Below are 25,023 nucleotides of genomic sequence, written 5' to 3'. Positions count from 1 at the left end.
CTTAATGAGTGCAGGGTACCCATGACAAAATCAGTGAATGGTCCCGTGTGGGAGCGCTTGGTGCAGGTACCGGAATCGGCGGTTCCCTCGCTGCCGCAAGACGTGGCGGACGAAGCGGGTTTGTGGGCAGCCTGGCGCGAGGACATTGCCTGTGTGTTCGCGCGGGATCCGGCCGCGCGCAGTCATTTCGAGGTGCTGACCACCTATCCCGGGGTTCATGCCATTCTGGTTCACCGCCTGAGCCACCGCCTCTGGCGTGGCGGCTTCCGTTACGGCGCGCGTCTTCTCTCGTTTTTGGCCAGGCTGTGGAGCAATATCGACATCCACCCCGGGGCCCGGATCGGCCGGCGCTTTTTCATCGACCACGGGGCCGGTGTGGTCATAGGCGAGACCGCCGAGATTGGGGACGATGTCACCCTCTATCACGGCGTGACCCTGGGCGGGACCACCTGGAACAAGGGCAAGCGCCATCCGACCCTGGGTAACGGTGTGCTGATCGGCGCGGGCGCCAAAGTGCTGGGTCCCATCGTGCTCGGCCACAATGTCCGGGTGGGCGCCAACTCCGTGGTCGTCAAGGACGTTCCGGCCAACAAGACCGTGGTGGGCATACCGGGCAAGATTGTTCAGCCCCGCCAGGGCATCGCGATGAACCCTAGGGGCATCGACCTGGATCACCATCACATTCCCGATGTCGTCAGCCAGACCATAGCCGCGCTGCTCGACCGCATAGAAGCCCTCGAGCATCGATTGCAGGCTGCCGAGCGGCCTGTCGAGGGCGGCCAGGACCCGTACTTCGAAATGCTCGAACTGTGCAAGGTAGCCAGCCGGTCCGCGGATTGATGCGGTCTCGCGCTGATCCGCCGTAAAGCGGGCGGCATCGACACCACGCGTTTAGCGTGACCCTCGTTGCCGGCTGCTTCCTCAATCGCTATCGACCCTGCCTCCTCGCCTCGTAAGAAATAGTGAGCGGAAACCCTTGCACAAGGCCGGTGCGACGGAGATAATCGGGAACCGTTATCATCTGGCAATATCTTCCATGTCTGAATTCAGTCTTAGCGTGCTCGAACCCGGGGCGGTCGCTATCATCAAGGACATCGCAGCCGACGAGGCCTTGCATCACCGCTTGTGGGCAATGGGCTTTCGGGTTGGGCGGGAGGTGCGCATGGTGAGGCGTGCCTGGTTTTCAGGGCCCTTGCAACTCCGGGTGGGCACTACCGATGTCATCATGCGCCGCACGGACGCAGAGAAGATTCGTGTTTCTGATACGGCGAATCCATGAAGTGCATTGCCCTCCTCGGAATGCCGAACACGGGCAAATCGACGTTTTTCAACCGATTTACCGGCGCCTCGGCGCGGGTTGGCAATTGGCCAGGCATCACCATTGACCTGATGGCGGCCAAGATTCCGCTGGGCGGGCATCTGGTGCAAGTGGTCGATCTGCCTGGAATCTACGATTTCCATGGATTTTCGGAGGACGAGAAAGTCGTGCGCCGGTTCCTGGAGAACAATGCCATCGACCTCCTGGTGGTGATCGTCAACGGTACCCAGATCGAAAGGCAGCTCAGCCTGGCGCTTCAGGCCCGTCAATTGGGGCTGAACATGGTGCTGCTCCTGAACATGTCCGACGAAACCAAGCGGGCCGGCATCTCCATCGATCTGCAAAGGCTTGCAGCCGGCTTGAATATGCCCGTGGCCTGGATCAGCGCCAAGTATGGCGAAGGGTTCGCCGGCGCGACCCAGACCATTGCCGGTGCCCTGCGCGAAAGCCATCCGAGCAATACCGCTCAATTGCGAGACAGCCTGGCGGCCGACGACGCCATCGAAGCGGACATGGAGCAAATTCTGCGCGGCTCCGTACAGATACCCAAGCTCATGCCCGAAGGCATGACGGCCCGGTTGGACCGCGTCCTGCTGCATCCCCTGTTGGGACTGCCGCTGTTCTTCCTCATCATGTTCCTCCTGTTTCAGTTCATCTTCACTGCGGGCAAACCCATACAGGATGGCATGGCCTGGCTGTTGCAAGAGTTTCGGACGCTGGCCCTGGAACCTCTGCTCGCGGGTCTGCCAGCCTGGGGGCAAGGGCTATTGCTGGACGGGATTTACAACGGCGTCGGCACGGTGGCCGCCTTTGTGCCGGTGATCGTCCTGTTCTTCCTGGTCATGACCGTGGTGGAAGATAGCGGTTATCTGTCCCGAGCGGCTTACCTGATGGATTCCCTGATGGCCAGGCTGGGCCTGGACGGACGCAGCTTCGTCATGCTGCTCATGGGATTTGGCTGCAATGTGCCCGCACTCATGGGGACCCGCATCATGCGCTCGCGCGGGCTGCGCCTGCTCACCATGCTGGTTATCCCGTTTTCGCTGTGTTCCGCGCGGCTGCAGGTGTTCCTGTTCATCATCGCGGCCATCTTCACGACGCAGGCGGCGCCCTTTGCCCTCTTCAGCCTTTACCTGCTGAGTTTCGCCTCCGCCCTGTTGACCGCCTTGCTGTTCCGGCGGCACTACGTCAGCAGCGAGCCGTTCATCCTGGAACTGCCGCCCTACCGCCTACCCACGACTCGTCAAATCCTGCTGCGCGGTTGGCAAGAGATTCGCCATTTTCTCAAGCGCGCCACTAAGTTCATCACCGGCGGCGTGGTGGCTGTCTGGGTGCTGACCCATGTACCAACCGATGTCCCACCGGGAAGCCTCGGCACCCTGGCCGGCCAGCTCAGCACCTGGTTGGCGCCGGTGTTGAGCCCGATCGGCATCGACGCAGAGTTGGGCATTGTGCTGATCTTCGGATTCGTTGCCAAGGAAATCGTGATTGGCTCCTTGGCTGCCATTTACGGGCTTGAAGGTGGCGCACTCATGGAACTCATCGGCCGCAAGCTGGACTGGGTGCAGGCTTACAGCTTCATGCTGTTCGTGCTGATCTACACGCCCTGCCTCTCGGCCGTGGCCACGCTGCGCAGCGAGGCCAAGAGTAATGCCTTCATGTTTGGCTCGGTGGCCTGGTCCTTGGCGCTAGCCTGGCTGACCTGCTTTGCCTTTTACCAAAGCGCGCGCTGGCTCGGTTTCTGAATCAGCCGGGGGCACAACGCCCCGCGCCCTCAAAGAAATACCGAGAGCTGGCTGCCATATACCTCAGTTGGCCTGCCAGACCTGGACCGGATCAACAGCGCGCAGCGCTGGGCCTGTTGCGCATCATCGAAGAAGCAGATAATCATGCCGGCGGTTTCATAACCGTATCCCCGGCAGGTGTGGATCAGCTGGGCGATGACTTCTTTCATGGCGGCGCCTCCCGTGCATTCGTGGTCGAACCTGCGGCCGATTCCCGGTGCTATGGGCGGCCGTGGATCTGTTTTAATCCATGCTGTCATCGGGTTCTGTGTGGAATGCACATTCAGGCTGTTGCAAATCACCGCTCCGTCGCGAAGTTGCCAGGCGAGCTGGCAGGTCTTGGGACCTGGGACCGTTTGAGGTGCGCCGTAAGCGACGCGCATCCTGGGCATCGGCGTATGGAGGGACGTGAGGAGGACGCGATATGGGGTTGAGGAGCAAGTTCCGCGGGTGCCTGCTGGGTCTCGCGGTCGGGGATGCGGTTGGCACGACCCTTGAGTTTCGCCGCCGCGGCAGTTTTACGCCGCTCACCGACATGGTCGGCGGCGGCCCGTTCGGACTGGAGGCCGGCCAGTGGACGGACGATACGTCCATGGCCTTGTGTCTTGCCACCAGCCTGCTCGAACGCGGCGGATTCGACCCGCGTGACCAGATGGAACGCTATTGCCGCTGGTCGCAAGAGGGCTATTTGAGCAGCACCGGGACCTGCTTTGACATCGGCGCGACAGTGGCGGCAGCGCTGCGTCGCTATCGCCAGGATGGCGATCCCTTTGCCGGCTCGGCAGACCCTTGGGCGGCGGGGAACGGCAGCCTCATGCGGCTGGCGCCGGTGCCGCTATTTTATTTCCCTGACCTGAATTTGGCCGAGCAGTTTGCGGTCGAGAGTTCCAGGACGACCCACGCCGCCGAGGAGTGTCTCGATGCCGCCCGCTTCCTGGCGCGGGCGATCGGCCGGGCGCTGGCCGGCGCCGGCAGGAACGAGGTCTTGCTGGGGGATGCGGAAGGCTTCCAGGGCTGTGCCTCCATTGTCGCGCTGGCCCGGGGGGACTACCGGGGCAAGGCGGAGTCCCAGGTGCGTGGCTCGGGCTATGTGGTGGAGAGCCTGGAAGCCGCCCTATGGTGCTTTGCGCACAGCCGAAGTTTCGCGGAGGCTGTGCTCAAGGCCGCCAACTTGGGCGACGATGCGGATACCACGGCGGCCATCTGCGGGCAACTCGCGGGCGCCTTTTACGGCGAATCGGCGATTCCGCCAGCCTGGCTCGAAAAACTCGCCATGGACCAGGAAATTCGCGCTCTGGCAGACCGCCTGCTGGCGGCCGGCCCTGGCAGGGCCGAAGCCTTGCTGATCGATACCCTCGTTTCCGATAGCCCGGACTGACGTACTCCTCGTGCCGCCGGGTCTTGGCGGCACCTAAAAGCTATTCTGCGCCACGCTCCTCAATCCGTGCGGGACGCTTCGGCCCCTGCGGATTTTCTATTCGCGACTAAACTTGTTGTGTCCCCACACCTCACGCGTCACCTGTCACGGGATGGCGCCAGATCTGGTCGGTGCCATCCCGCGATGGCGCAGCATTCCGCTCGATATTCGCGAAGCCCCGGCCTGGTCCAGGGTGGGCCGTTACCCAATCCATCGCAGCGGAGTTTCCGGCCATGCAAGAAACGTATGAAAAGTCAGACCAGAACGTCCACGGAACCGAGTGGCTGACGCTGACGCTCGGCGACGAGGAGTACGGGGTCGCCATTCTCAACGTTCAGGAGATCCGGGGCTACGAGACTGTCACCAAGATCGCCAACGCGCCGGATTTCATCAAGGGCGTTATCAATCTGCGCGGTGAGATCGTGCCCATCATCGACATGCGCATCAAATTTGGACTCAGCAACGTCACCTACAACGCCTTGACCGTAGTGATCGTTCTGAATGTGGCGGATCGCATCATCGGCATCGTGGTCGACGGCGTTTCCGACGTGATCTCCCTAAATCCGGAACAGATTCGCGAGGCCCCTGAGATGGGAGCGGCTCTGAACACCGAGTACATCCTGGGCATGGGAACCATCGACGATCGCATGATTATCCTGGTGGACATTGCCAAGCTCATGTCCGCCGAAGACATGGCGCTTTTTGACCGCGCCGCCTGAAACCAAGGCTTGATAAGTTAGTGCCAATGGATTACCCGCGAAGGCGACGCCAAAAGTAATAAATAGATCCTTCGGGAGAGAACAATGAAAGTACGTGACCAGATTGTGGGCGGTTTCGCGATGGTGATCGCACTGATGGTGCTGAGCATCGCCTTCGGCCTGTGGAAAATGTCGCAGATCCAGGACCGCCTGGATGACATCAATAATGACAAATTCAAGAAAACCATGGCGATCAATACCCTGTTGGACCAGGCGCGGGAGGAGGGGATCGCCTTGAGAAACCTGTTTATCACCGACGACCCGGCCATCAACCAGGAAATGGCGGACCGGTTTCCCACGGTCCGGCAGAAGTTTGACGAGCATGAGACCTTCCTGCGCGAGAACGTGAAAACCCCGCAGGGGAAGGAGTACCTGAGGAAGGTTGCTGACCTCAAGATCCAGATGCGCCGAGCGACGGACGAGGCCCTGCGTCTGGCACTCCAGAACAAGAACGCGGAAGCGATCAATGTATTCTGGAACAAGGTGCGCGCGCCCTCGCGCGAAATGATCAAAGTCCTGGACGAGTTTCTGGAGCAGCAGAGCAGTCTTGTGGATCAGGCTTACGCCGATGCCAGTTCAGCGTACCAGAGCGCCTTCGTCTGGGTAGTTGTGCTCGGGCTCCTGGCGGTGGCGGTGGCGATAGCTTCAGGCCTGCTCATCGCACGCAACATCATGACCAGCCTGGGCTGCGAGCCTTCCGAAGCGGCGGAATACGCTCGCAGGATGGCCGCCGGCGACATCTCAATGAACATTGACACCGTCGGCAAAGATAGCGCCAGCATGGTGGTGGCCGTCAGGGCGCTGATCGATGTGCTGCAGGAATTTGCCCGCGAGCAGAAGCGCATGTGGGATCAGCATGCTGCCGGCATGATCGATGAGGTGATCCCGGCGGACAAGTTTCAAGGCGCCTATCGCCAGATGGCCCAGGATATCAACGATCTGGTCGCTTCCCATATCGCGGTGAAGATGCGGGTGGTGGAAGTGGTCAAGCAATATGCTGAAGGCGATTTCAGCGTGGACATGGATCGCCTGCCTGGAAAGAAGGCACAGATCACCGCCGCGGTGGATGGTGTCAAGGCCAGTCTGCAGGCCATGCATGCCGAAATCATGCGCATGGTGGAAGCGGCCGTGGCGGGACAGCTGTCAAACAGGGCCGACGCCAGCAAATTCAAGCACAGCTTCAAGGAGATGATGGATGGTTTCAACCGCACGCTGGACGCCGTGATCGGGCCCCTTAATATGGCGGCGGAAAATATCGAACGTATTGCCCGCGGCGATATTCCGCCCAAGATCACGGCTTCCTATAACGGTGACTTCAACGCCATCAAGAACAACCTGAACGTGGCCATCGAAAGCATCAATGCCTTGGTGGCCGACGCCCAGATGCTTTCCAGGGCAGGCGTGGAGGGCAAACTGGCCACCCGCGCCGACGCGTCGAAACATCACGGCGACTACCGCAAGATCGTGCAGGGAGTGAACGATACCCTGGATGCCATAGTCGGACCGGTGGAGGAAGTCGTGCGGGTGCTGGGGGCCCTGTCCCACGGTGACCTGACGCAGAAGATCACCGCCAATTACCAAGGCACCTTCGCGCAACTGCGCGACGATGCGAACCGCACGGTGGAACACCTGTCGGCCAGCGTTCAGGCGATCCGCGAGGCGACCGACGCCATCAACACGGCGTCCCAGGAAATCGCAACGGGCAATGCCGATCTCTCCCAACGCACGGAGCAGCAGGCCTCCAGTCTGGAGGAAACCGCATCCAGCATGGAAGAACTGGCATCCACCGTGCGTCAGAACGCCGACAACGCCAAGCAGGCCAACCAGATGGCGGTGGCCGCCTCCGATGTGGCGGTGCGCGGCGGCGACGTGGTGCAGCAGGTGGTGGGCACCATGAGCGCCATCAACGAAAGCTCGCGCAAGATCGTGGACATCATCAGCGTCATCGATGGCATTGCCTTCCAGACCAACATCCTGGCACTCAACGCTGCGGTGGAAGCGGCGCGCGCCGGCGAGCAAGGCCGCGGCTTCGCGGTGGTGGCGGGCGAGGTGCGCAACTTGGCGCAACGCTCGGCGGCGGCGGCCAAGGAGATCAAGATGCTGATTGGCGACTCGGTGGAGAAGGTGGAAGACGGGGCCAATCTGGTCTCGGAAGCCGGCCGCACCATGGACGAGATCGTGTCTGCGGTGAAACGGGTGACCGACATCATGTCCGAAATCGCGGCCGCCTCGGTGGAGCAGAGCAGCGGAATCGAGCAGGTCAACCAGGCGGTGGTGAACATGGACGAGGTGACCCAGCAGAATGCGGCGCTGGTGGAGGAAGCAGCCGCTGCCGCCGAATCCCTGGAAGAGCAGGCTGCCAATCTGGCCGAAACCGTGGCACAGTTCAAACTTTCTCAGGGATCGGCCAGTGCGCCAGCGCGCCGGCCCGCGCTGCGCGCAGTTGCAGCAGCTCCGGCACCCGCCAAGCTCAGGTCTGTTCCGAAATCTTCTCCCAAATCGGCTCCGCTCAAGCCCTCAAGTCCTGCATCGCAGGACGACGATTGGGCCGAGTTCTGACTCTGATGTTGCATGCCGGGGTGGTTGTAAACACCGGCCCCGGCATGGCGCGAAATGCACGATTAGACGGTAAGCCTTGAAATCTGAGCGAAGGGCGGGGGATTCACAATGTCGGACACCATTGGCTTGACACCAAACCCCTTGGGTAACGTGCTTGTCGTGGACGACAATTCTGCCAATCTGCGCGTGCTGGAAGGCCTTCTGCGAAACGAGGGCTATCGGGTCCGATTGGCGATAGACGGTGAATTGGCCCTGTCCGCGGTAGCGGCCGAAGCTCCCGATATTATTTTGCTGGACGTCCGCATGCCGGGAATGGACGGACGGGAAGTATGCCGTCGCCTCAAATCGGATTCCGCGACTCGCGACATACCTGTCATCTTCATCAGTGCCCTGCAGGATCTGCAAGAGAAGCTGGCTGCATTCCAGGCAGGTGGTATCGACTACATTGTCAAACCTTTTCATGCCGAAGAGGTACTCAGCCGGCTGAGGACGCAGATGGAACTGCTGGCCGCGCGGCGCGCCGAAAAGGAGTTCAGCGCTCGCCTGGAGGTGCTGGTTGCGGAACGGACTGCGGAACTGGAACAAGCAAACCGGCATCTTGCCCAGCAGGCCCGCTGGGAGCAAGTTCTGAGCGAGTTGACCAAACTGGCCTTGGGCAGCGGGTCCTTGGACGCGTTCCTGCCAGAGGCGCTCAGGCTGCTCAATGAAAAGTTGGAGTGGCGGGGGCCCGAAAGCCACAATCTCATTCTACTCGCGCCGGATCACGCCGCGCAGGACTGCTTATGGGTGTCTAGCGGAATTGGTCCATCGCCGAGCACTCAGCGCGCTTGTCAGCATACATCGATGGCGGATTGCGTCTGCCTTCAACGCTTGCAAGCGGGGACATACCTGGTTGACGCGGCGGAGCGCATTCCCTGTGAATCCCTTCGCAACCTTGGATCTCCCAGTCTACCCAGTTACTGGGTACCGTTGCATGGCCCTGACCGGATTCTGGGTGCCCTTGTGCATTACCTTCCGGCGGACCGCAACAAGATGCCCTTATCACCGCACGAGGACTCCTTCATGGGGCGCTTGAGCGAGGTGCTGTCCCTGGCAATCACCCGTTGCCTGGCAGACCAGAAGCTTACCCGTCAGGCAACCCACGACGAACTGACGGGACTGCCCAATCGTCGGATGTTCGAACGGAATCTCCAGGCTGAACTGGCGCGTCCTGCTGTGATGGACAATCGGGGAGCCGTGGTTTTCCTGGATCTTGACCACTTCAAGCACGTCAACGATGCCTTGGGGCATGAGGTAGGGGACGAGTTGATGCGCCAGATCGGCGAGCGCTTGTCCAGGGTATGCCGACATCCAATGACATTGGCACGCTGGGGGGGCGATGAGTTCCTCCTGATGCTGCCTGGGCAGCCTGGTGGTGAGGCGGGTTTGCGACGGCGGGTCATGGGATTGTCGGAGACCGTTCGGGAGGAACTGACCCGACCTTTCGAAGTCAGGGGTAATGACATCCGCCTTGGTTTCGGTCTCGGCGTCGCATTTTTCCCAGCGGATGGGGTTGGCTTCCAGGAACTGGTCAAGCGCGCGGATACGGCCATGTACCATGCCAAGCGACAGGGACTGAACCAGATCAGCTTTTTCGAGCCATCCATGCAAGCCGATGCGGAGAATGCCCTGGCTTTGGAGCGCGACCTGCGCAAAGGGATCAGCAACGGCGAATTTGTGCTGTACTATCAGCCGCAGGTGGACCAGGACGGGGTGGTCATCGGCATCGAGGCGCTACTGCGGTGGCCGCGGCCCTCCGGGGTCATGACTCCGCCGGATGTGTTCATTCCCATTGCCGAGGAGACCGGACTGATATTGCGGCTCGGGGAATGGGTGCTGCGCGAGGGCGCCTTGCGCTTCGCCGGCCTGCTGCAGGCGGAGGACATTTCCCCGGAGGTGCGACTCAGTGTCAATATCAGCCCGCAGCAGATCCACGATCCTCACTTCGTGGCCATGGTGAACCGTGTGCTGGACGAAACCGGCCTCCCGCCTGAGCGGCTGCAGTTCGAGGTGACGGAAAACGTGCTGATGAATGGCCTGGAGCAGGTGGTCAGAGTCATGGACGAATTGACGGCGCGTGGCATTCAGTTGTCCATCGACGACTTCGGCACCGGCTATTCCTCCTTATCCTATTTGAGGAGGTTGCCACTCTACCAATTGAAGATCGATAAATCGTTCGTCATTGGTTTGCATGAGAATCCCAACGACGCGGCGATTGTGACGTCCATCATCAATATGGCGACCAATCTCAGCCTGGACACTGTCGCCGAGGGTGTTGAGACCATACAGGAACTCGTATTCCTGCGGGATGCGGGCTGCTCGTGCTTTCAAGGTTATCTGTTCTCCCGCCCGATTCCCTGGCAGGATGTGGTTCCCATTCTGCGGCGCGGCTACATTCAGGTTCCCGGGGTCGGGCCCCTCGCAGACTAAGAGGCCGTTCGTGGCGATTGAGGAAGCTCAGGCCTCCGGCCGGTCATTTTTTGGGGCTGGAGACAACAGCCGCCATAGGGTACTTTGCGCCTTAAGACGCTCCAGGTGATAAACGTGCCGCCGGCGCATGGCCTTGACCAGAATACTGCGACGCTCGTCACCCGAGGCGGGTCCCCATTCCATGATTTCTGCCACGGTGCGAAAACAACCCAGGCAGACATTGTCCTCATTGAGGCAGCAGTTCCTGACGCAGGGTGATTCAATGGGAGGGTGTTTGTCTTGCATACCGGCACCTTAAGCTGGTCGAGTCACCGATATCCTTGCGGCTTATTCTGCCGCCGATGATTAATCAATTGCTTGTATAGTAATACGCATTGTGCTGCGCGCGTCAATAACGAAGAGAAGAAAATAGGTAAATTTCGGGGTCCATTGACGTCTGCCGGTTCGCTAAGCTGCTTTTTCGGTTACCACTTCCCGAATAATGGCATCGATCTGCCGCTCGTAAGCCCCGGCAGTGAATGTCTGCCGAAAGCGCTCATAGCCCCGCTCCGCCCGTCGTTTCCGCTCGACCGGGTCGTTGATGATCTGACGGATCGCCTCGGCGATCTCGGCCGGATGATTGCCGCTGACAAACATCTCATTCTGGGGATCGATGAACTCCCGGCAGCCGTCGGTATCCATCGCCAGGACCGGGAGTTTCATGGCAAAGGCGTCGATGATCTTGTTAGGTATTCCGCGCCGCGCCTTGGGTGAATTGCCGAAAATGCCTAAAGCCAAGTCGCAGTTATCGCGCAAATAGGCCTGCAATCCACCGTCCAGGAAGGTCTTGTCGCAATGAATCGCGACGTGCTGGCCCAGTTCAAGTTCCTCGATGAGCTTTGCATACCGAAAGCGCGCCTTGCTCGCCGTACCGAGCAGTTCCAGATGGAAATCAACGCCTTCCCTGGCTAGGATGGCCGCCGCCTCCAGGATGTTCTCCAGCCCATGCAGGGGAATCCAGGTTCCCCACCAGCAGACCCGGAAGGTGCTGGAAGGACTCGGATCTGCCAAGGGCTTCCATGCAGTGCAGATGGGAACCACGCGTATCGTGGCCGGATTCAGCTTTGCATTGACCGACTTTGAAAATTGTACGGCGTCATCCCTGGTGATATAGATAACTCGGGTTGACTGTTCAATGCCGAGGCGATCCAGGAGTCGGTGATACATCGCTTTCAGAGAGCGTGGGCTCTTATACTGCTCGCGATCGACCCCTGTTTCATACAAGGAGATGTAGTGATCGGTGATGATTGGTTTTTTCCAAATCGCATTTGCTAGGAGAATCCGCAGTATCCAACCGTGATTCATGGGCAAAAGGTAGACTACGTCGCAAAACCAGATCTTGAGGAACAAAGAACACAAACTGACCGGCTTACGCAGAAAAAGCAGGGTTTTGCCCAGCCACCTGGTCAATCGGGTTGTCTGCTCAAACCGCGGTTGGTAAAAATTGTCGTTGGAGAAGGTGACCGCGTATTCGTCGCAATGATCCAACAGATATTTGACAACGATCTGCGTGCGGAGCGTGCCAACGGCTCCCCCTACCAACAGGACCTTGATTATCTTTGCCATGTATCGGTGTCGCCCTGCGCGGACTCTGGAATCTCTCGGGAATCGGTAACGAAATGCCTTGCCGGAATGCTCGGGTAGGTGCGCAGCCCTTGCATACAGGAAAAGCCTATGGTCGCTTTCTAAACGAAGAATAGGGGTGAGGCAACGTAAATATTACCGAAACCTGCCGCCGCTCATTCGTCACAGCGAGAGCCGTCAAGGACGTCAGAGTTCCGAGCCGTGGAAAGGCAGGCCAAGCCAATCGGGCGGGCTGTCCGGTTTTACACCCAGGGCCTTTTCGATCGCTCCCAGCCGGGTCTTGGTTTCCGTGGTTTCGTGGGATCTGCGGAGGAGGTCCAACACATAGGCGAGGCGGGTGCCCTCGTTGGTGTCGATGCGCCCACAGCGCATGTCCCGGTAGACTGCGGCCATCTCCTTGCGTATGGCCTCCATCGAGGCGTCAACCGCCGGTTGCGTGCCAAGCTTTTCATAAAGCTCTTCGACGCTCTCTTCGGCACCTGATTCCCTTGCTTTTTCCCGCTGGCGCGCGGTTTGCTGCTCTTCCCACCAATCCGCAAGACTCTTTTTTGCCATATGCCGCCACTCTTGACATAGCGTTGATGCCAGCCCGGCAAGGCCGGGCATTCCTTTTCGCCTGGGCAGTTTAATCCCTGTTGAGGCGGGATGCGAGAGGGCGGCCGTTTGCTGGCGACATTCGGTGGAATGGGCGGGAGCTAAGCGGCGAGATCGACCTGCACCATGCCGTCTTGAATGCGCAGGGGGTATTCCTTCATCTGCCAGCCCTCTGGCTGCAGGCAGGTACCGTTGCGGCCGTCGAATACCCAGCCGTGGGCAATGCAGTAGAGTATCCTGCCGTTGAAGTCGCCGCGGCCCAGGGAAACACCCTCGTGGGGGCAGCGGGCATCGTAGGCCTTGGGCTCGCCGCCATCCGGCCACATGATGACGATTTCCTTGCCGTCGAGCATGCAGGGTACCAGTTCTCCTTCGGCAATCAGGCTTTGTTTGCAGACAGTTTCATAGGCCATGGGGGTTACTCCGGGACGGGTTCGAAAGCTTGTTCGTGGCGGAAGTTCAGGTAACTGCGCAACCCTAACGGGCCTTGGCGATTCATGGTTCTTGCGTTCCGAGGTCGCGGATGCCTCTGGGCGTCCAGGAAAACAGCTCCGGATCGGCCTTGCGGTAGTGCCGCAGCCAGATCAGGGTGGCCGGCACCAGAGAAGAAACCGCAAACCACAGCGTCTCGTCGCCTTCTCCGCCGCGCTGCCGCACGCCCCTGGCGATGTGCGTCCATCCATCAAAATCAAGGGAGGCCAGGCGCGCGCGTGTCTCGTTGGGCAGGCTGGCAAGCGCGTCCGCCATGTTCAGCACGTGCCGGCTCACCTCTTTGCGGGTCAACCGGGAACCCAGCAATTCCTGGCGCCGCAGCGATCCCACCAGAGTCAGCACCGCTGTGCCTGATTCTTCGACCAGTGAGAGCGGCAGGGCGTCGTTCAACATCGCTAATGGCCGAAAGGCGTCCGTGCTCAGGCACCGCCCATGATCAGGTTAAAGGCCTGGCGGAGGAGATTGAGTTCGGCCGCTGGAGAGCCCCGCAGTTCGCTGATGGGTTTGAATATCGCGCCATGGGGCTCGAAGGTAGCGCGTGGGGCTTCGAAGGTGGTGAATTGGGCCAGGTGTATGCGTATGGACTCTTGGCCGGTTTCCACCCAGGCCTGGAAGGGCGCCACCAGCTTCAGGGCCCCAGTTTCCAGGGCATACTGCTGGATGATGGCCGGCAGCACCGCTTCGGGCGCATGTTGCAAGCCGGTTTCAAGCGGTGCTTGCGCGGGGCTGGCCGACTCGGGAAGGGGCGTAGGCGCCAGGATCGTGTTGCCAAAACGGGCGAACAGGAGGGCCGTGCTGTAGGTGTCGAAGTGGCACAAAATGACGCGGTTGTGGGTCAGCAGTTCGTTCACAGGCCTGGTCTCACAGTTGATGGCGTTCCTCTGGCGCGCTCTCGCCGCTTCCAGGAACGCGCTGAACGCGGGTGCTAGAGCTTAAGAACACGGTATCCGTGTCCGGTTTCTCGTCCCACATCCGCTTGAAGCAGGTGTCCAGCCGCGACAGCCGTTGCGTCGTGGTTTCCAGTCGCGCATGCTCGGGAAAGCGCCGTTGATTGCCCGACGCATACCACTGTTCCATGGCTTCCTTGAGGGTCTCCCGTTCTTGCGCTGCCGCTGCTATCAGGCTTCGGGCCCAGGATTTGGAAGCATCAATCCCGATGGGAGCGACGCGGTAGCGTACGGAGCGGTCGAACAGCCTGACGCCGCCGCCTTCCGCCACCGTGGCCCGCAAACTTTCCTCATCCACGAGTTCGACGCCTGCCAGGTAGTCGATGCCAAAGTGATAGAACTCCGGCAGCCAGGGTGTGGTGGGACCCATGAGCACGCTGACGGCATCCCGGGCCAGTTCCGCCAGACGCGGGAAGGTCTTGTTGGCGATACTGCTGGCGGTGATGAACACCCAGTCCGAATCACCCAGTACGTACTCACAGGCCGCGTCCGGCAAATCCGCTCCCGTTGGCTGCCGTTCCAGGACTGTCAGATTCAGGTCATGGGTTTCGGCAAACTGCTCCAGGCCTGGATACCGGCCGATCACCGCGATGCGTTTGCCGGTCAGTTGGGGCAGGAAATGTGCGAAAACCGCCAGGTTGTTGTTCGCGCCCGGCTCCGGTTCGAGGCGCGTGCCAAGGGGCAGTCGATCGCGGCTGTTGACGCCGGCATTGATTGCCGCCATGCCGATGACCGCTTTGAAGGGGTCGAATTCCCGCACCCACGCTGCCAGTTCCACCAGTGGCCGACCGCGCAGCGTCCCCGCCCATGGCAATGTGCGTGTCGCGGAGCCGGGGCTCATGGCAAGCCCGAGGCTTGCTTCGGTTTCGCAATAGGTCCACACCAGGCCCAGGCAGACGGCGGTGATGGCGTCCGGCCCCGCCGCATAATCGAGCAGCAGGTCATAAAACTCGTGAGGTTTGGCCACGCGCGCCCGGGATTGGGTCAATCGCCCAGTGCGGGAAATAACTTCGGCTCGCTCTTGATGGCGCCGTCGCGGCCCCAGGCCACCACACCCTCTACGAACCAGCGAGGATCCTTGGGGTGCGGCTGCACCACGTCATATTCGGCGTAAAACGAGCCATCGCCATGAAACTTCATCTCGCCGATGCGATGGCCGCGCCTATCTTTCCAGTAGAGGCAAAAGGTGTCCTGGCCGCTGTAGGGGTCCTTGCTGGTTTCCAGGCTGGCCTGCTCGAAACTGGGTGCCTGTGCCAGCTGTTCGGGCAGGAAGCCCAGCTTGTGCATTTCGTTCAGGAGGCGTGCGCAGATGTTCTCGGCACGGTTTTTGTGCTCCGGATCAGTGAGAGTGCTCATAGTCGCCCTTGTTATCCAGGGAGTCCGCCATCGCGTGCAAAGTCGCCGCGCCGCAGCGGTCATTGGGGTCCAGCCGGGTCAGGTGCCGCAGCAGGGCACGCGCTTCTTCCTGCCGATTCTGGCGCAGGCGGACAAACGCCAGTGCCTTCAAGGAGATCAGATAGAAAAGTCCGGCTTCGCAACCGCCGAGATCAACCACTTTGTGCTCGGGCAGGCGGTTCAGTTTCTCCCAGTCACAGTGAAACCCGCCCTGCCGCGCCGCTTCGGTGAGCGCCAGGCGCAGAGCGCGCGCCGCATCGTTGAGCCGCTTGCCATGGGAATAAAACTTGTAGAGGGCGAAATAGACGGGCAGGCAACTGGGGTCTTCCGCTTGCGCCTGCCACAGGAGTCTCTCGGTTTCGAAGCGGTAGCGCCGCCGGGCGGCGACGGCCTTGCGCAGCCGCCTGTCCAGTTCCGGATCGACCCGCGAGCCGAACAGCAGGGGTTCACTTTCCAGGTCGGCGCCCCACAGATCATCGCGGGGCAGCGCGCCGTCCAAGCCTTCGTGGCGGTCCAGGGGATTGTGCATAAAGGCTGGGTCTGTCCTGATTTACATGCCTGACTGCAGATAGTTCTGCAGGCCGATCTGATCGATCAGGCTGAGCTGAGTCTCCAGCCAGTCTACGTGTTCCTCCTCGCTTTCCAGGATATGTTCGAACAGTTCGCGGCTGACGAAGTCGCTGCTTTTTTCGCAATAGGCGATGGCTTCCCGCAACAGGGGAATGGCCTCCAGTTCCAGCTTCAGGTCAGCGCCCAGGCATTCGGGAACCGTCTCGCCGATGCGCAGCTTTCCTAGTTCCTGCAGATTCGGCAGGCCCTCCAAAAACAGGACGCGCTCGATCAGCGCATCCGCATGCTTCATCTCGTCGATGGATTCCTTGTACTCATGCTCATTGAGCTCTTTCAGACCCCAGTTCTTGAACATGCGCGCGTGCAGGAAATACTGGTTGATGGCGGTCAGCTCATTGGTGAGCACGCGGTTAAGGTAGGAAATGACTTTATCGTCGCCTTTCATGATGCCTCGATTTGTTGGTGTGGGCGGTTAGCTGAGCTGCGCCGGAGCGCGAAATTCCTATCAATCGTCGTCGTCCTCATCCTCGTCGCCCATGCGGCGGCGGCGCACGGTTTTGGGGTCGGCAATGATGGGACGGTAGATCTCTATGCGGTCGCCGTCTTTGAGCGGCGCGTCGAGTTTGACTAGCTTGCCGAAGATGCCGACTTTTTGCTGGCTCAGGTCGATCTCGGGAAAGCGATCCAGGATGCCGGAACGCCGGATGGCTTCCTCTACTGAACTACTTTCAGGTACCTCCATTCGGAGCCAGAGCTGCCGGTCGGCGTCCGCGTAGCACACTCCCACGTTCATGAATCAGGCCCCGGTCAGGATTGTTCCACCAAGGTGTCGCCCACGGGCACGGGCCTCGTAGTCCGGGCCGCCAGGCGGCGGTCGATTATCTTCTTGCCGGCGAGGATGAAGCCCAGCATCAGGAAGCCGCCCGGGGGAAGCGCCATCAGCAGAAAGCCTTTGTATTGAGGAATCAGCACGGTCTCCATCCAGGAAAAGGATTCACCCATCAACAAGGATGCGCTTGCAAACAGCGTACCTGCCCCCAGAATTTCCCGCGCAGCACCAAGAACCACGAGGGCCAGGGTGAATCCGAGACCCATCATGACGCCGTCCATCGTGGCTTCTGCCACAGGATGGCGCGAAGCGTAGGCCTCGGCCCGCCCCAGAATGGCGCAATTGGTCACGATCAGGGGAATGAACAGGCCCAAGACCTTGTGCATTTCGTGCAGCCAGGCATTCATGACCATGTCCACCAGGGTCACGATCATGGCGATGAGCACCACAAAGATAGGGATGCGGATCTCGGGGGGGATCAGTGCCCGCACGTAGGAGATCAGGGCATTGCAGGCCACCAGCACGGCGAGGGTAGCGAGCCCCATGCCCAAGCCGTTGGTGGCGGTACCGGTTACCGCCAGCAGGGGGCATAGCCCGATGCTCTGGCTGAACACGATATTGTTGTCCCACAGTCCATCGCGGGTGATCTTGGCGAACTCGGGCTTCATAGGAACCTCAGGGCGTGGGTGAGAGCAGTGCGTCGCGGTGCCGCTGGTAAAAGGCGAGTCCAGACTGGACCCCGCGAACCACCGCACGCGGCGTGATGGTGGCGCCAGCGAACTGGTCAAAGTCGCCGCCATCCTTTTTGACTCGCCAGCGCTCGGGCGCCGTGTTGTCCAGGGAACGGCCGGTAAAAGCCAGGACCCAGTCCGATTTCGCCTTCTCGATCTTGTCTCCCAGGCCCGGCGTTTCGGCGTGGGCCACCACGCGCACACCCAGAATGGTTCCGCTGCGGTCAATGCCCATGACCAGGTCGATGGGGCCGGAGTAGCCGCCCTGGGCCGAGAGTTTGAAGGCGATCGCGGAAACCTCGCCGGCCTTGCTGGCCACGTACACCGGTACCGCACCCAGGCCATGATCGGCACTGTCGTCGATATTCCGGAGTGAATGCAGCAAGTCGTTGTCGTAAAGGTCCCTGGGCAGCACCTGCTCCAGGGTGGCCAGCATATCCTCTTCCTGGCGCTGGGCGATCGAGCCACGGGTACTCAGGTCGGCGAAGCCCAGCAGGAGGCTGGCGACTAGGCCAGCCGCTGCCAGCAGATAGGTCTGATAGTCCAGACGTTGCCTTAGGGCTTCCAGATCGTCGAACTGCTTGCGCAGCCAAGCCCAGCGCTCTTGGGCCAGTTCACGCCACCGTTCCTGCCGCACGCTGCTCATTTCTTAGGCTCCGCCAGGTCCAGGGGCCGGCCCGTACGGTCACGGCCATAGATCCGGGGCCGCACGTAGTGATCGATGACCGGGGTCAGGGAATTCATCAGCAGCACGGCGAAGCCGGCGCCTTCCGGATAAGCGCCCCAAGTGCGGATGGTAAAGATGATCAGGCCGCAGCCGGAACCGAAGATGATTTGTCCCCAGGGGCTGTTGGGGGAGGTCACGTAATCCGTGGCGATGAAGAAGGCGCACAGCATTAGGGCGCCGGAGGTCAGGTGGAACAGCGGCCCCGGATAGCGCTCGCCATCCGCCAGGGTGAACACGCATGCGAGAAAGAACACCGTCCCCAGCATGGAAACTGGGATTTGCCAGGAGATGATCTGCTGCTTCAACATCCACAAGCCGCCCAGCAGGATCAGCAGGGCCGAGGTTTCGCCCAGGCTGCCGCTGGTCCAGCCCAGAAAGGACTTGAGGAAATGATAATGGCCCGCGGCAAGGGCCTCACTCAGGCCGTGTCCCTGGGAGAACTCGGTCTTGATGTGTCCGATCAGGGTTGCGCCGGTCATGCCGTCCGGGGCAGCGGCCCCGGAGAAGGTGATGGCCAGGCTATCCGGCAGTCCAGGCGCCAAGGACGAGAACAGCGGCGTGGGGTGCACCCAGGTAGTCATCTCCAGGGGGAACGAGACCAGCAGGGCGACGCGGGCAAGCATGGCCGGGTTAAAGAGGTTCTGCCCCAGGCCGCCATAGACCTGCTTGCCCAGCACGATGGCGATGGCGGCGCCCACTACGCCGATCCACCAGGGCGCCCAAGGGGGCAGGGTCATGGCCGTGAGCCAGCCGGAGAGCAGGGCCGATCCGTCCAGCAAGGTGGCGCGGACGGGCCTGCCGCACAACATCAGGCACAGGGCCTCGAACAGGAGGGCGGAGAGGATGGTGACGGCTAGCAGCAGGAGAGCCGGCCAGCCGAAAATGAACACGCCGAACGCGGTGGCCGGCGCCAGGGCCAGCATCACGCGCTTCATGATGGCCTGGACCTGGCTGTCCGCCCGGGCGAAGGGCGCGCTTAACATTGGCGCGCTCATGCCGCTTCCTCAGTCTTCTTTTTCTGCTGCTGCTCGCGGGCCGCCTTACGCGCGGCGGCTGCCGCCGCCTGTTCTTGCTTGTAGCGGTCGATGCGGGCCTGCTTCTCTTCGGCCAGCTTCTTGGTCTGTTCCGACTTGTGCTGGGCCTGCTGGCGCGCCACCAGTTCGCCGCTGGCGTACTTGAAGTAGTGCACCAGGGGAATCTGCGATGGACAGACATAGGAGCAGGAGCCGCAGCTGATGCAATCCTTCAGGCCATAGTTGACGGCGCCCTCCAGTTGGCCGGCGCGGATGCGCGTCATCATTTCCAGGGGCAGCAGGCCCGCGGGACAGGCCGAGACGCAGCGCGAACAGCGGATGCAGGCCTTGGCGTCGGAAGCGGCGACCTCGCCCTCGGTCAGCGCCAGGATGCCGGTGGCGCCTTTCACCAAGGGGACATTGGCGTGCGGCAGCAGGTCGCCCATCATGGGGCCGCCCATGACATAGCGCGCCGTGGCCCCGCTCTGGTGCCCGCAGTAGGCCAAAAGGTCCGCCAGAGGCGTGCCGATGGGGGCTTCCACGTTGCGTGGCGCCGCCACCGCTTCGCCGCTGACGGTGATGACCCGGCTTACCAGCGGCTTGTTGAAGCGAATGGCCTGCTGGATGGCGTAGGCGGTGCCTACGTTGTGCATGAGCACGCCCACATCGGCGGAGCGCCCGCCGGCCGGGACCTCCTTGTCGGTCAAATAGCCGATCAACTGCTTGTCCCAGCCCATGGGATAGAGCGAGGGCACCAGGGTGATCTCGATCTGACCGAAGCCCTTGGCGGCTTCGCGCATGGTGTCATAGGCTTCGGGCTTGTTGTCCTCGATTCCGACGATGGCATGACGGCATTCCAGGGCGCGCAGCATGATGCGGATGCCATCGACGATGTCGGCGGCGCGCTCGCGCATGAGGCGGTCGTCGCAGGTCAGATAAGGTTCACACTCGCCGCCGTTGATGAGCAGCGTCTGGATGCGGGTCTTGCGGCCCAGGTTGAGCTTCACCGCCGAGGGAAATGCGGCACCGCCCATGCCCACCACGCCCGCAGCACCCACGCGATCGGCGATCTCCGCGGGACTCAGGCTGAAGGGATCAATTTCACCGATGCCCTCGATCCACTGATCCTCGCCATCGGGTTCCAGCAGCAGGGTCGGCGTGGGCAGGGCGGAAGGGTGGGCCGCCGGATAATCCATGATGTCTAAAATGATCCCCGAGGTGGGCGCATGGATGGGTGCGGAGATCTTGCCCTGGCTGCCGGCAAGGAGTTGGCCTTTAAGGACGCGCTCGCCCACCTTGACGACCGGTTCGGCGGGCTGGCCCACATGCTGCTGCAAGGGCAGGTACAGCATCTTGGGCAGGGGGAAGGCCGTGTCGATGGTCTGGTCGGCCGTGGCGCCCTTGCGCGGTTCCGGATGGACTCCGCCGCGAATCTTCTTGCGCGACCAGAGCGATGCGATGTCGAAGGGCAACATGGTCAGGCTGCCTTGGCGGTCACGACTTCAGGATTGGGCCAGCGCCAGTTGCGCAGGGTCACTTTAACTGGGTGCAGGCGCAGACATTCCGTGGGGCACACATCCACGCATTTGGCGCAGGCGATGCAGGCATCCGCCACCACGGCGTGAATCTGCTTGGGCGCGCCCACCAGTGCGTCGGTGGGACAGACCTTGTAGCAGCGCGCGCAGCCGATGCAGTTGGTTTCGTCCACCCGCGCCACCATGGGCACCTGATCCTCCATGTCGGAGAGGTCCAGATCCAGGGACAGCTTGTTGGCCAGTTGCTCGGCCAGGGCGCGACCGCCCGGCGGGCAGAGTGTGGGCGGCGCCTCGCCGGCCACCAGGGCCTCGGCTGCGGGCCGGCATCCCGGATAGCCGCACTGCGCGCATTGGGAGCCGGGCATCAGGGCCTCGATCTCCTCGATGAGCGGATTCGCCTCGACCTTGAAGTAACGGGCGGCGGCCCCGAGCAGGAAGCCGAGGCCCAATCCCATGCCGGTTAGAGCAATAATGGCGAAAAGTATGTACATCTGCTTTCCTTTCCTGCGTGGATTAATGTGTGTTCAAGCCCGCAAAACCCATGAACGCCAGGGACAGAATGCCCGCCGTAATAAAAGCGATGGGCGTGCCCGAGAAGGCCTCGGGCACGCTCATCAAGGCCAGGCGCTCGCGGATGCCGGCGAAAATCATCATCACCAGGGTGAAGCCCAGGGCCGAGCCGAAACCGAACAGGGCGCTGTGGAGAAAATCGTATTCCTGCTGGATATTGAGCAGGGCCACGCCCAGCACCGCGCAGTTGGTGGTGATGAGCGGCAGGAAGATGCCGAGCACCTGGTAGAGCACCGGACTGGTCTTGCGGACGACCATCTCGGTGAACTGCACCACGGCGGCAATCACCAGGATGAATGACAGGATGCGCAGGAAACCGATTTCCAGGGGCGCCAGGATGTAGTGCTCGATGAACCAGCTGGCAACCGCGGTCAGGGTCAGCACGAAGGTGGTGGCGAAACCCATGCCGATGGCCGAGTCCAGTTTTTTGGACACGCCCATGAACGGGCACAGGCCGAGGAACTTGACCAGCACCACGTTATTCACCAGGGCGGTGCCCAGCAGCAGCATCAGGTAGTCGCTCACTCTCGCCTTTCCTCACAGGGGTTGTGAGGGTTTATGCAGCAGACATGCCAGGCCACCGGCCCGTTTCTAAACCCAATGAATCGTGAGGATTTGGAGGCGGGAGAGTGCGCAGCGAGGCGCTGTCGTGCTTGTCGCAAAAATTACATGGAGCGGGGTTTTGTGGGGCTTTGTTACCTTTCCAACAATGTGGGAATTACGCGTGGGCAGGGCCTTAAAAAACATCACAGCCCGTGTTGAAATGGAATGTACGGACCGGGTGCCGCCGTGCTAATTTGAACCGCGCGCGCCCAGGCGCAGGCTCCCAGTTTCAAGAGGTATGACGATGACCGAACTCAGGCAGGCGGACGCGGCGGGTATGGAGATCCCCGCTTCCCGATTCGACGGGCAATTGCTCAACAAACTGTGCAAGGAAACTCTCGCCGGTGCCGACGACGGCATCCTGCTGGATCGACTGCGCAGGACGTATCCCGAATACGATCTTGCCATTGCCCGTCAGGGGCATGAATGGTATCGGCTCGGCGGCGTGGTTAAGTCGGACGGTACCCGCGTTGCCGCCGACCTGGGCGAGTGGGCCGAACGTACCTACATCGAGTGTGGACAGGACCTCAATACCCTCCTGGATCACTGCGCCGAGGAGAACTTCCTGGCGACCCAGCATCAGGGCGTCAGCCTGTACCTAGTGGCGCCCACCGGGAGCCGCGCCGAGGACTTCGTGCAGATCGAGGTGGACCGCACCCAGGAAATGGCGCAGCGCTACCTGATCGACGAGGAGAATCCGCCGGACGATCTGGAAGAGCTGATAGATCCCATCGAGCCGATCAAGGTGCGGCCGTTCGCCGTGGGCGCACCGCGCTACACCTACCGCCGCAAGACCGAGGTCGCGCTGTTCATGCAGGAATTGGCCCGGCACCGCGCCGACCGTCATCCGGCGCAGCGCATGATGGACGACTGGAATGCCAGCAGCGCCGGCCAGGCCCGGGCGTTCTGCAGCGACTGGAGCCTGCGCCTGTCCCAGCATCTGGGCCGGCACGGGGAGCAGGTGATGAACGTGGAGGTGGTCAACAACCGTTCACGGGAGATTCCGCGGCTGGAGAGCCCGGAGGGCAAGCGCGGCAAGGCGCTGGCGACCCTCATTAGTCGCTTCGACCACCAGGCCGGCTATCCTTTCGCCTGGTTCTTCTACATGCTCAAGGGCCTGGTTTCGTCTCATGTGGCGGAGGCGGTGCACCGCGATCTGGCCAAGGATTATGCCTACCTGCCCGAGCGTGACACCGCCATAATAAAGGCCTGGGCCGCTTCGCCCTACCACGTTTAAGGCGGCGTCAAACCAGGCGGAACTTGTTGGCGTGCGGGATGTATTCCCGTGACTTGATCTTCTCCGAACGCTCGCCTTGCAGCACGGACACGATGTCCCGGGCGACCCGGTCATGATCCTGGAAATACGAGTGCTCGCTGACCCCGGTCACCACGCCGCTGGCATCCACCGCGACCACTTTGGCGGGTAGTTCCAGGGGTTTGCGGGGGCCGTCGTGGCCGAGCCGGTCCGGGTTGCCCTTGGTGCTGTCGCTCACCGTCAAGGCCAAGTCGCCGTTGTTGAAATACACCGTGATGCGCTGAGCCAGTTCGGGCAGGCGCGCCAGCTTGTGATCGAGTTCGAAGGCATCGTTGTCCTCGTCGGCGGCTGCGAGCACGATTTCATCGAAGATGCGGTTGAGCGGCGCCGCCCCCGCGATCTTGCGCGCCTGCTGCAAGGCATGGCGCAGCACATAGTTGCCCATGCTGTGGGCGATCAGGTTGATGCGGCGCTGACAGTTCTCCGCCGCCGGCGTCTCTTGCAGGAACTTGGACAGCTTCATCAGGCCCCTGGCAAAGGCGTAGCCGGAGGCCTCGGCATCGTGCCGGTCATTGGCATAGTTGGTTAGCTTGCCATCGGAGGGCCAGGAGAAAACGAATACATTGGGCCGGTACTGGCTGCCCGAGACGCGGGCATAGCTGTCCGAGAGCAGGCCGGCCGATTCCATGGCGTCGCGGAAGGAGACATTGAAGCCGTGGATGAATACCAGCGAATCCGCCCGGTCCGCCTTCATGGCCTGCCGCAGTTCCGTGAACAGGGCCTGCGAACCCTGGCGCGGATTGTCCGGCAGCACTTGGATGCTGGCATCATCCAGTTTGCCTGCGTTGACGTTGGCCCGCCCGAAACGGAGGTCGCCTAGGTCCGTGCTGGAAAAGCCGGCGCCGAAATCGGTGGGTTTGTTGGCGCGATTGGGCTTGCGATTGGTGGCGAAGTAGAGGGTGGTCATGCTGGGCTCCCTGTGCAAGAAGGATCTAAAGGTGAGGGGGCCGGCTTGCCGTGCCATGTTGCGAAGGGCCGAGCCGGTGCCACGGATGGTATGCCAGGGTCAAGTGCAGATAAAGGGATTATTACCCGGCCGAATTTTCATTAGCCGAAGCTATCGGCTCGCCCGCACCAACAGCCCGCAATCGGACATTCCCGTTTCTCGCCTGGCTTGACGGGCTTATCGGTCCGGCGCATCATCGATTGGAATTGGGCGAATGCGCCTCGAGTAGTAACCTCCCTCACTTAAAGACCTCGTATGGATAAGGCAACCCTGGAACTCAAGCGAAAAGCGGAGCAAATCATTGATTTCACGCCGCAGGAGTTGAGCGGCATTACGCCCGAGGAGATCCAGAGGCTGTTTTACGACCTGCAGATCTACCAGGTGGAACTGCAGATGCAAAACGAGGAATTGCGCCTGGCCCAGCGGGAACTGGTGGATTCCCGCGACCGCTATCATTTTCTCTATAACCAAGTGCCGGTCGGCATCGTCAGCGTCAATCACCTGGGCTTCGTCGAACAGGCCAACGACACCTTCCTGGCCATGCTCGCCATGGGTGGCAAGAACGTCATCAACAAGCACCTCTCCAAATTTTTGGTGGAAGAGGATCGCAACGTGTTTAACTCGCGCTTCAACGGTTTCTTCAAGATGCCCAAGGACAAGAGCATGAACCTGCGCTTTGCCCGTGAGTTCGGGCCGCCGTTTTTCGCCAAGGTGCGCGGGCGGCTGGACAATGGCGATGACCTCGGCTTCGGCGAAGGCCGCGAGAATAGCAAGCTCCTACTGACCATCACGGACATCAGCGACTTCAACCCCACGCCATCCCCCTGA

28 protein-coding genes are annotated in these 25,023 nt (G+C 61.2%); 9 read left to right on the top strand and 19 right to left on the bottom strand.

What is annotated here, in order from left to right; all coding sequences use genetic code 11:
- The first annotated feature begins 21 nt into the window (after positions 1-21).
- The 3 genes from cysE (at position 22) to feoB (ending at position 3,063) form a co-directional block, all read left to right on the top strand.
- Entirely contained in the window at positions 22-840 is an 819-nt protein-coding gene (gene cysE / locus EK23_RS02380; protein WP_082053866.1) for a serine O-acetyltransferase, read from the top strand.
- A gap of 196 nt (positions 841-1,036) precedes the next feature.
- On the top strand, positions 1,037-1,279 hold the full coding sequence (locus tag EK23_RS02375) for a FeoA family protein (RefSeq protein ID WP_045223955.1): 243 nt from the start codon (positions 1,037-1,039) through the stop codon (positions 1,277-1,279).
- Complete coding sequence (gene feoB, locus EK23_RS02370; protein WP_045223629.1) at positions 1,276-3,063, top strand: ferrous iron transport protein B; 1,788 nt, start codon at positions 1,276-1,278, stop codon at positions 3,061-3,063. Before EK23_RS02375 ends, feoB begins: the two co-directional genes overlap by 4 nt.
- 29 nt (positions 3,064-3,092) lie before the next feature.
- Here the strand turns inward: feoB and EK23_RS02365 are convergent, their stop codons facing one another.
- Positions 3,093-3,272, bottom strand: coding sequence for a hypothetical protein (locus tag EK23_RS02365; protein WP_045223628.1), 180 nt, complete (start codon positions 3,270-3,272; stop codon positions 3,093-3,095).
- A 254-nt stretch (positions 3,273-3,526) separates the two neighbouring features.
- Here EK23_RS02365 and EK23_RS02360 point away from each other — a divergent pair, with 254 nt between their 5' ends.
- The 4 genes from EK23_RS02360 (at position 3,527) to EK23_RS21420 (ending at position 10,305) form a co-directional block, all read left to right on the top strand.
- Entirely contained in the window at positions 3,527-4,480 is a 954-nt protein-coding gene (locus tag EK23_RS02360) for an ADP-ribosylglycohydrolase family protein (protein WP_045223627.1), read from the top strand.
- Between the two features lie 272 nt (positions 4,481-4,752).
- Positions 4,753-5,238: a chemotaxis protein CheW gene (locus EK23_RS02355; protein WP_045223626.1), complete on the top strand. Its 486-nt coding sequence runs from the start codon at positions 4,753-4,755 to the stop codon at positions 5,236-5,238.
- Positions 5,239-5,322: 84 nt separating this feature from the next.
- On the top strand, positions 5,323-7,836 hold the full coding sequence (locus EK23_RS24550) for a methyl-accepting chemotaxis protein (protein ID WP_082053865.1): 2,514 nt from the start codon (positions 5,323-5,325) through the stop codon (positions 7,834-7,836).
- A 108-nt stretch (positions 7,837-7,944) separates the two neighbouring features.
- Positions 7,945-10,305, top strand: coding sequence for a two-component system response regulator (locus EK23_RS21420; protein WP_052807850.1), 2,361 nt, complete (start codon positions 7,945-7,947; stop codon positions 10,303-10,305).
- 27 nt (positions 10,306-10,332) lie between these two features.
- Here the strand turns inward: EK23_RS21420 and EK23_RS22305 are convergent, their stop codons facing one another.
- The 17 genes from EK23_RS22305 to rsxA all read right to left on the bottom strand — a co-directional run bounded on the left by EK23_RS22305 (position 10,333) and on the right by rsxA (position 21,856).
- Complete coding sequence (locus EK23_RS22305) at positions 10,333-10,590, bottom strand: DUF1289 domain-containing protein (protein ID WP_045223625.1); 258 nt, start codon at positions 10,588-10,590, stop codon at positions 10,333-10,335.
- 162 nt (positions 10,591-10,752) lie between these two features.
- Positions 10,753-11,910: a glycosyltransferase gene (locus EK23_RS02335; protein ID WP_045223624.1), complete on the bottom strand. Its 1,158-nt coding sequence runs from the start codon at positions 11,908-11,910 to the stop codon at positions 10,753-10,755.
- A 204-nt stretch (positions 11,911-12,114) separates the two neighbouring features.
- Positions 12,115-12,534, bottom strand: coding sequence for a hypothetical protein (locus EK23_RS02330; protein WP_145998530.1), 420 nt, complete (start codon positions 12,532-12,534; stop codon positions 12,115-12,117).
- 89 nt (positions 12,535-12,623) lie between these two features.
- Complete coding sequence (locus tag EK23_RS02325) at positions 12,624-12,935, bottom strand: Rieske (2Fe-2S) protein (RefSeq protein WP_045223622.1); 312 nt, start codon at positions 12,933-12,935, stop codon at positions 12,624-12,626.
- A gap of 82 nt (positions 12,936-13,017) precedes the next feature.
- Positions 13,018-13,407 (bottom strand): hypothetical protein, encoded by a 390-nt coding sequence (locus EK23_RS02320; protein ID WP_045223621.1) that lies wholly within the window; start codon positions 13,405-13,407, stop codon positions 13,018-13,020.
- Positions 13,408-13,433: 26 nt separating this feature from the next.
- Positions 13,434-13,865, bottom strand: coding sequence for a hypothetical protein (locus EK23_RS02315; RefSeq protein ID WP_052807849.1), 432 nt, complete (start codon positions 13,863-13,865; stop codon positions 13,434-13,436).
- Between the two features lie 10 nt (positions 13,866-13,875).
- The gene (locus tag EK23_RS02310) at positions 13,876-14,928 is read right to left on the bottom strand and encodes a DUF364 domain-containing protein (protein WP_082053913.1); all 1,053 of its coding nucleotides are present in this window, start codon (positions 14,926-14,928) and stop codon (positions 13,876-13,878) included.
- A gap of 17 nt (positions 14,929-14,945) precedes the next feature.
- Positions 14,946-15,317, bottom strand: a complete 372-nt coding sequence (locus EK23_RS02305; RefSeq protein WP_052807848.1) for a hypothetical protein — start codon at positions 15,315-15,317, stop codon at positions 14,946-14,948.
- Positions 15,301-15,885 (bottom strand): hypothetical protein, encoded by a 585-nt coding sequence (locus EK23_RS02300; RefSeq protein ID WP_052807847.1) that lies wholly within the window; start codon positions 15,883-15,885, stop codon positions 15,301-15,303. Before EK23_RS02300 ends, EK23_RS02305 begins: the two co-directional genes overlap by 17 nt.
- 21 nt (positions 15,886-15,906) lie before the next feature.
- Entirely contained in the window at positions 15,907-16,371 is a 465-nt protein-coding gene (gene bfr / locus EK23_RS02295; protein ID WP_045223619.1) for a bacterioferritin, read from the bottom strand.
- A 60-nt stretch (positions 16,372-16,431) separates the two neighbouring features.
- A complete protein-coding gene (locus EK23_RS02290; RefSeq protein ID WP_045223618.1) occupies positions 16,432-16,719 on the bottom strand; it encodes an RnfH family protein in 288 nt (95 codons plus the stop codon).
- A 14-nt stretch (positions 16,720-16,733) separates the two neighbouring features.
- Complete coding sequence (locus EK23_RS02285; protein ID WP_045223617.1) at positions 16,734-17,423, bottom strand: electron transport complex subunit E; 690 nt, start codon at positions 17,421-17,423, stop codon at positions 16,734-16,736.
- Between the two features lie 7 nt (positions 17,424-17,430).
- A complete protein-coding gene (gene rsxG / locus EK23_RS02280; protein ID WP_045223616.1) occupies positions 17,431-18,132 on the bottom strand; it encodes an electron transport complex subunit RsxG in 702 nt (233 codons plus the stop codon).
- Positions 18,129-19,208: an RnfABCDGE type electron transport complex subunit D gene (locus EK23_RS02275; protein ID WP_045223615.1), complete on the bottom strand. Its 1,080-nt coding sequence runs from the start codon at positions 19,206-19,208 to the stop codon at positions 18,129-18,131. The genes rsxG and EK23_RS02275 overlap by 4 nt, the downstream gene beginning before the upstream one ends.
- Positions 19,205-20,701 carry an electron transport complex subunit RsxC gene (rsxC, locus tag EK23_RS02270; RefSeq protein WP_045223614.1) on the bottom strand — a complete coding sequence of 499 codons (1,497 nt, stop codon included), beginning with the start codon at positions 20,699-20,701 and terminating at the stop codon, positions 19,205-19,207. The genes EK23_RS02275 and rsxC overlap by 4 nt, the downstream gene beginning before the upstream one ends.
- A gap of 2 nt (positions 20,702-20,703) precedes the next feature.
- The gene (locus EK23_RS02265) at positions 20,704-21,252 is read right to left on the bottom strand and encodes an RnfABCDGE type electron transport complex subunit B (protein ID WP_045223613.1); all 549 of its coding nucleotides are present in this window, start codon (positions 21,250-21,252) and stop codon (positions 20,704-20,706) included.
- Positions 21,253-21,274: 22 nt separating this feature from the next.
- Positions 21,275-21,856, bottom strand: a complete 582-nt coding sequence (gene rsxA, locus EK23_RS02260) for an electron transport complex subunit RsxA (RefSeq protein WP_045223612.1) — start codon at positions 21,854-21,856, stop codon at positions 21,275-21,277.
- A gap of 322 nt (positions 21,857-22,178) precedes the next feature.
- Between rsxA and EK23_RS02255 the strand changes: the two genes are divergently transcribed.
- Positions 22,179-23,171, top strand: a complete 993-nt coding sequence (locus EK23_RS02255) for a hypothetical protein (RefSeq protein ID WP_082053912.1) — start codon at positions 22,179-22,181, stop codon at positions 23,169-23,171.
- 7 nt (positions 23,172-23,178) lie between these two features.
- Here the strand turns inward: EK23_RS02255 and EK23_RS02250 are convergent, their stop codons facing one another.
- Complete coding sequence (locus tag EK23_RS02250) at positions 23,179-24,156, bottom strand: alpha/beta hydrolase (protein ID WP_045223611.1); 978 nt, start codon at positions 24,154-24,156, stop codon at positions 23,179-23,181.
- 294 nt (positions 24,157-24,450) lie between these two features.
- Here EK23_RS02250 and EK23_RS02245 point away from each other — a divergent pair, with 294 nt between their 5' ends.
- Positions 24,451-25,023, top strand: a complete 573-nt coding sequence (locus EK23_RS02245; RefSeq protein ID WP_045223610.1) for a PAS domain-containing protein — start codon at positions 24,451-24,453, stop codon at positions 25,021-25,023.

Source organism: Methyloterricola oryzae, assembly GCF_000934725.1.
Taxonomy (GTDB): Bacteria; Pseudomonadota; Gammaproteobacteria; order Methylococcales; family Methylococcaceae; genus Methyloterricola; species Methyloterricola oryzae.
Note: the sequence above shows the minus strand (reverse complement) of the source record. Positions and strands in the feature narration are given on the sequence as shown.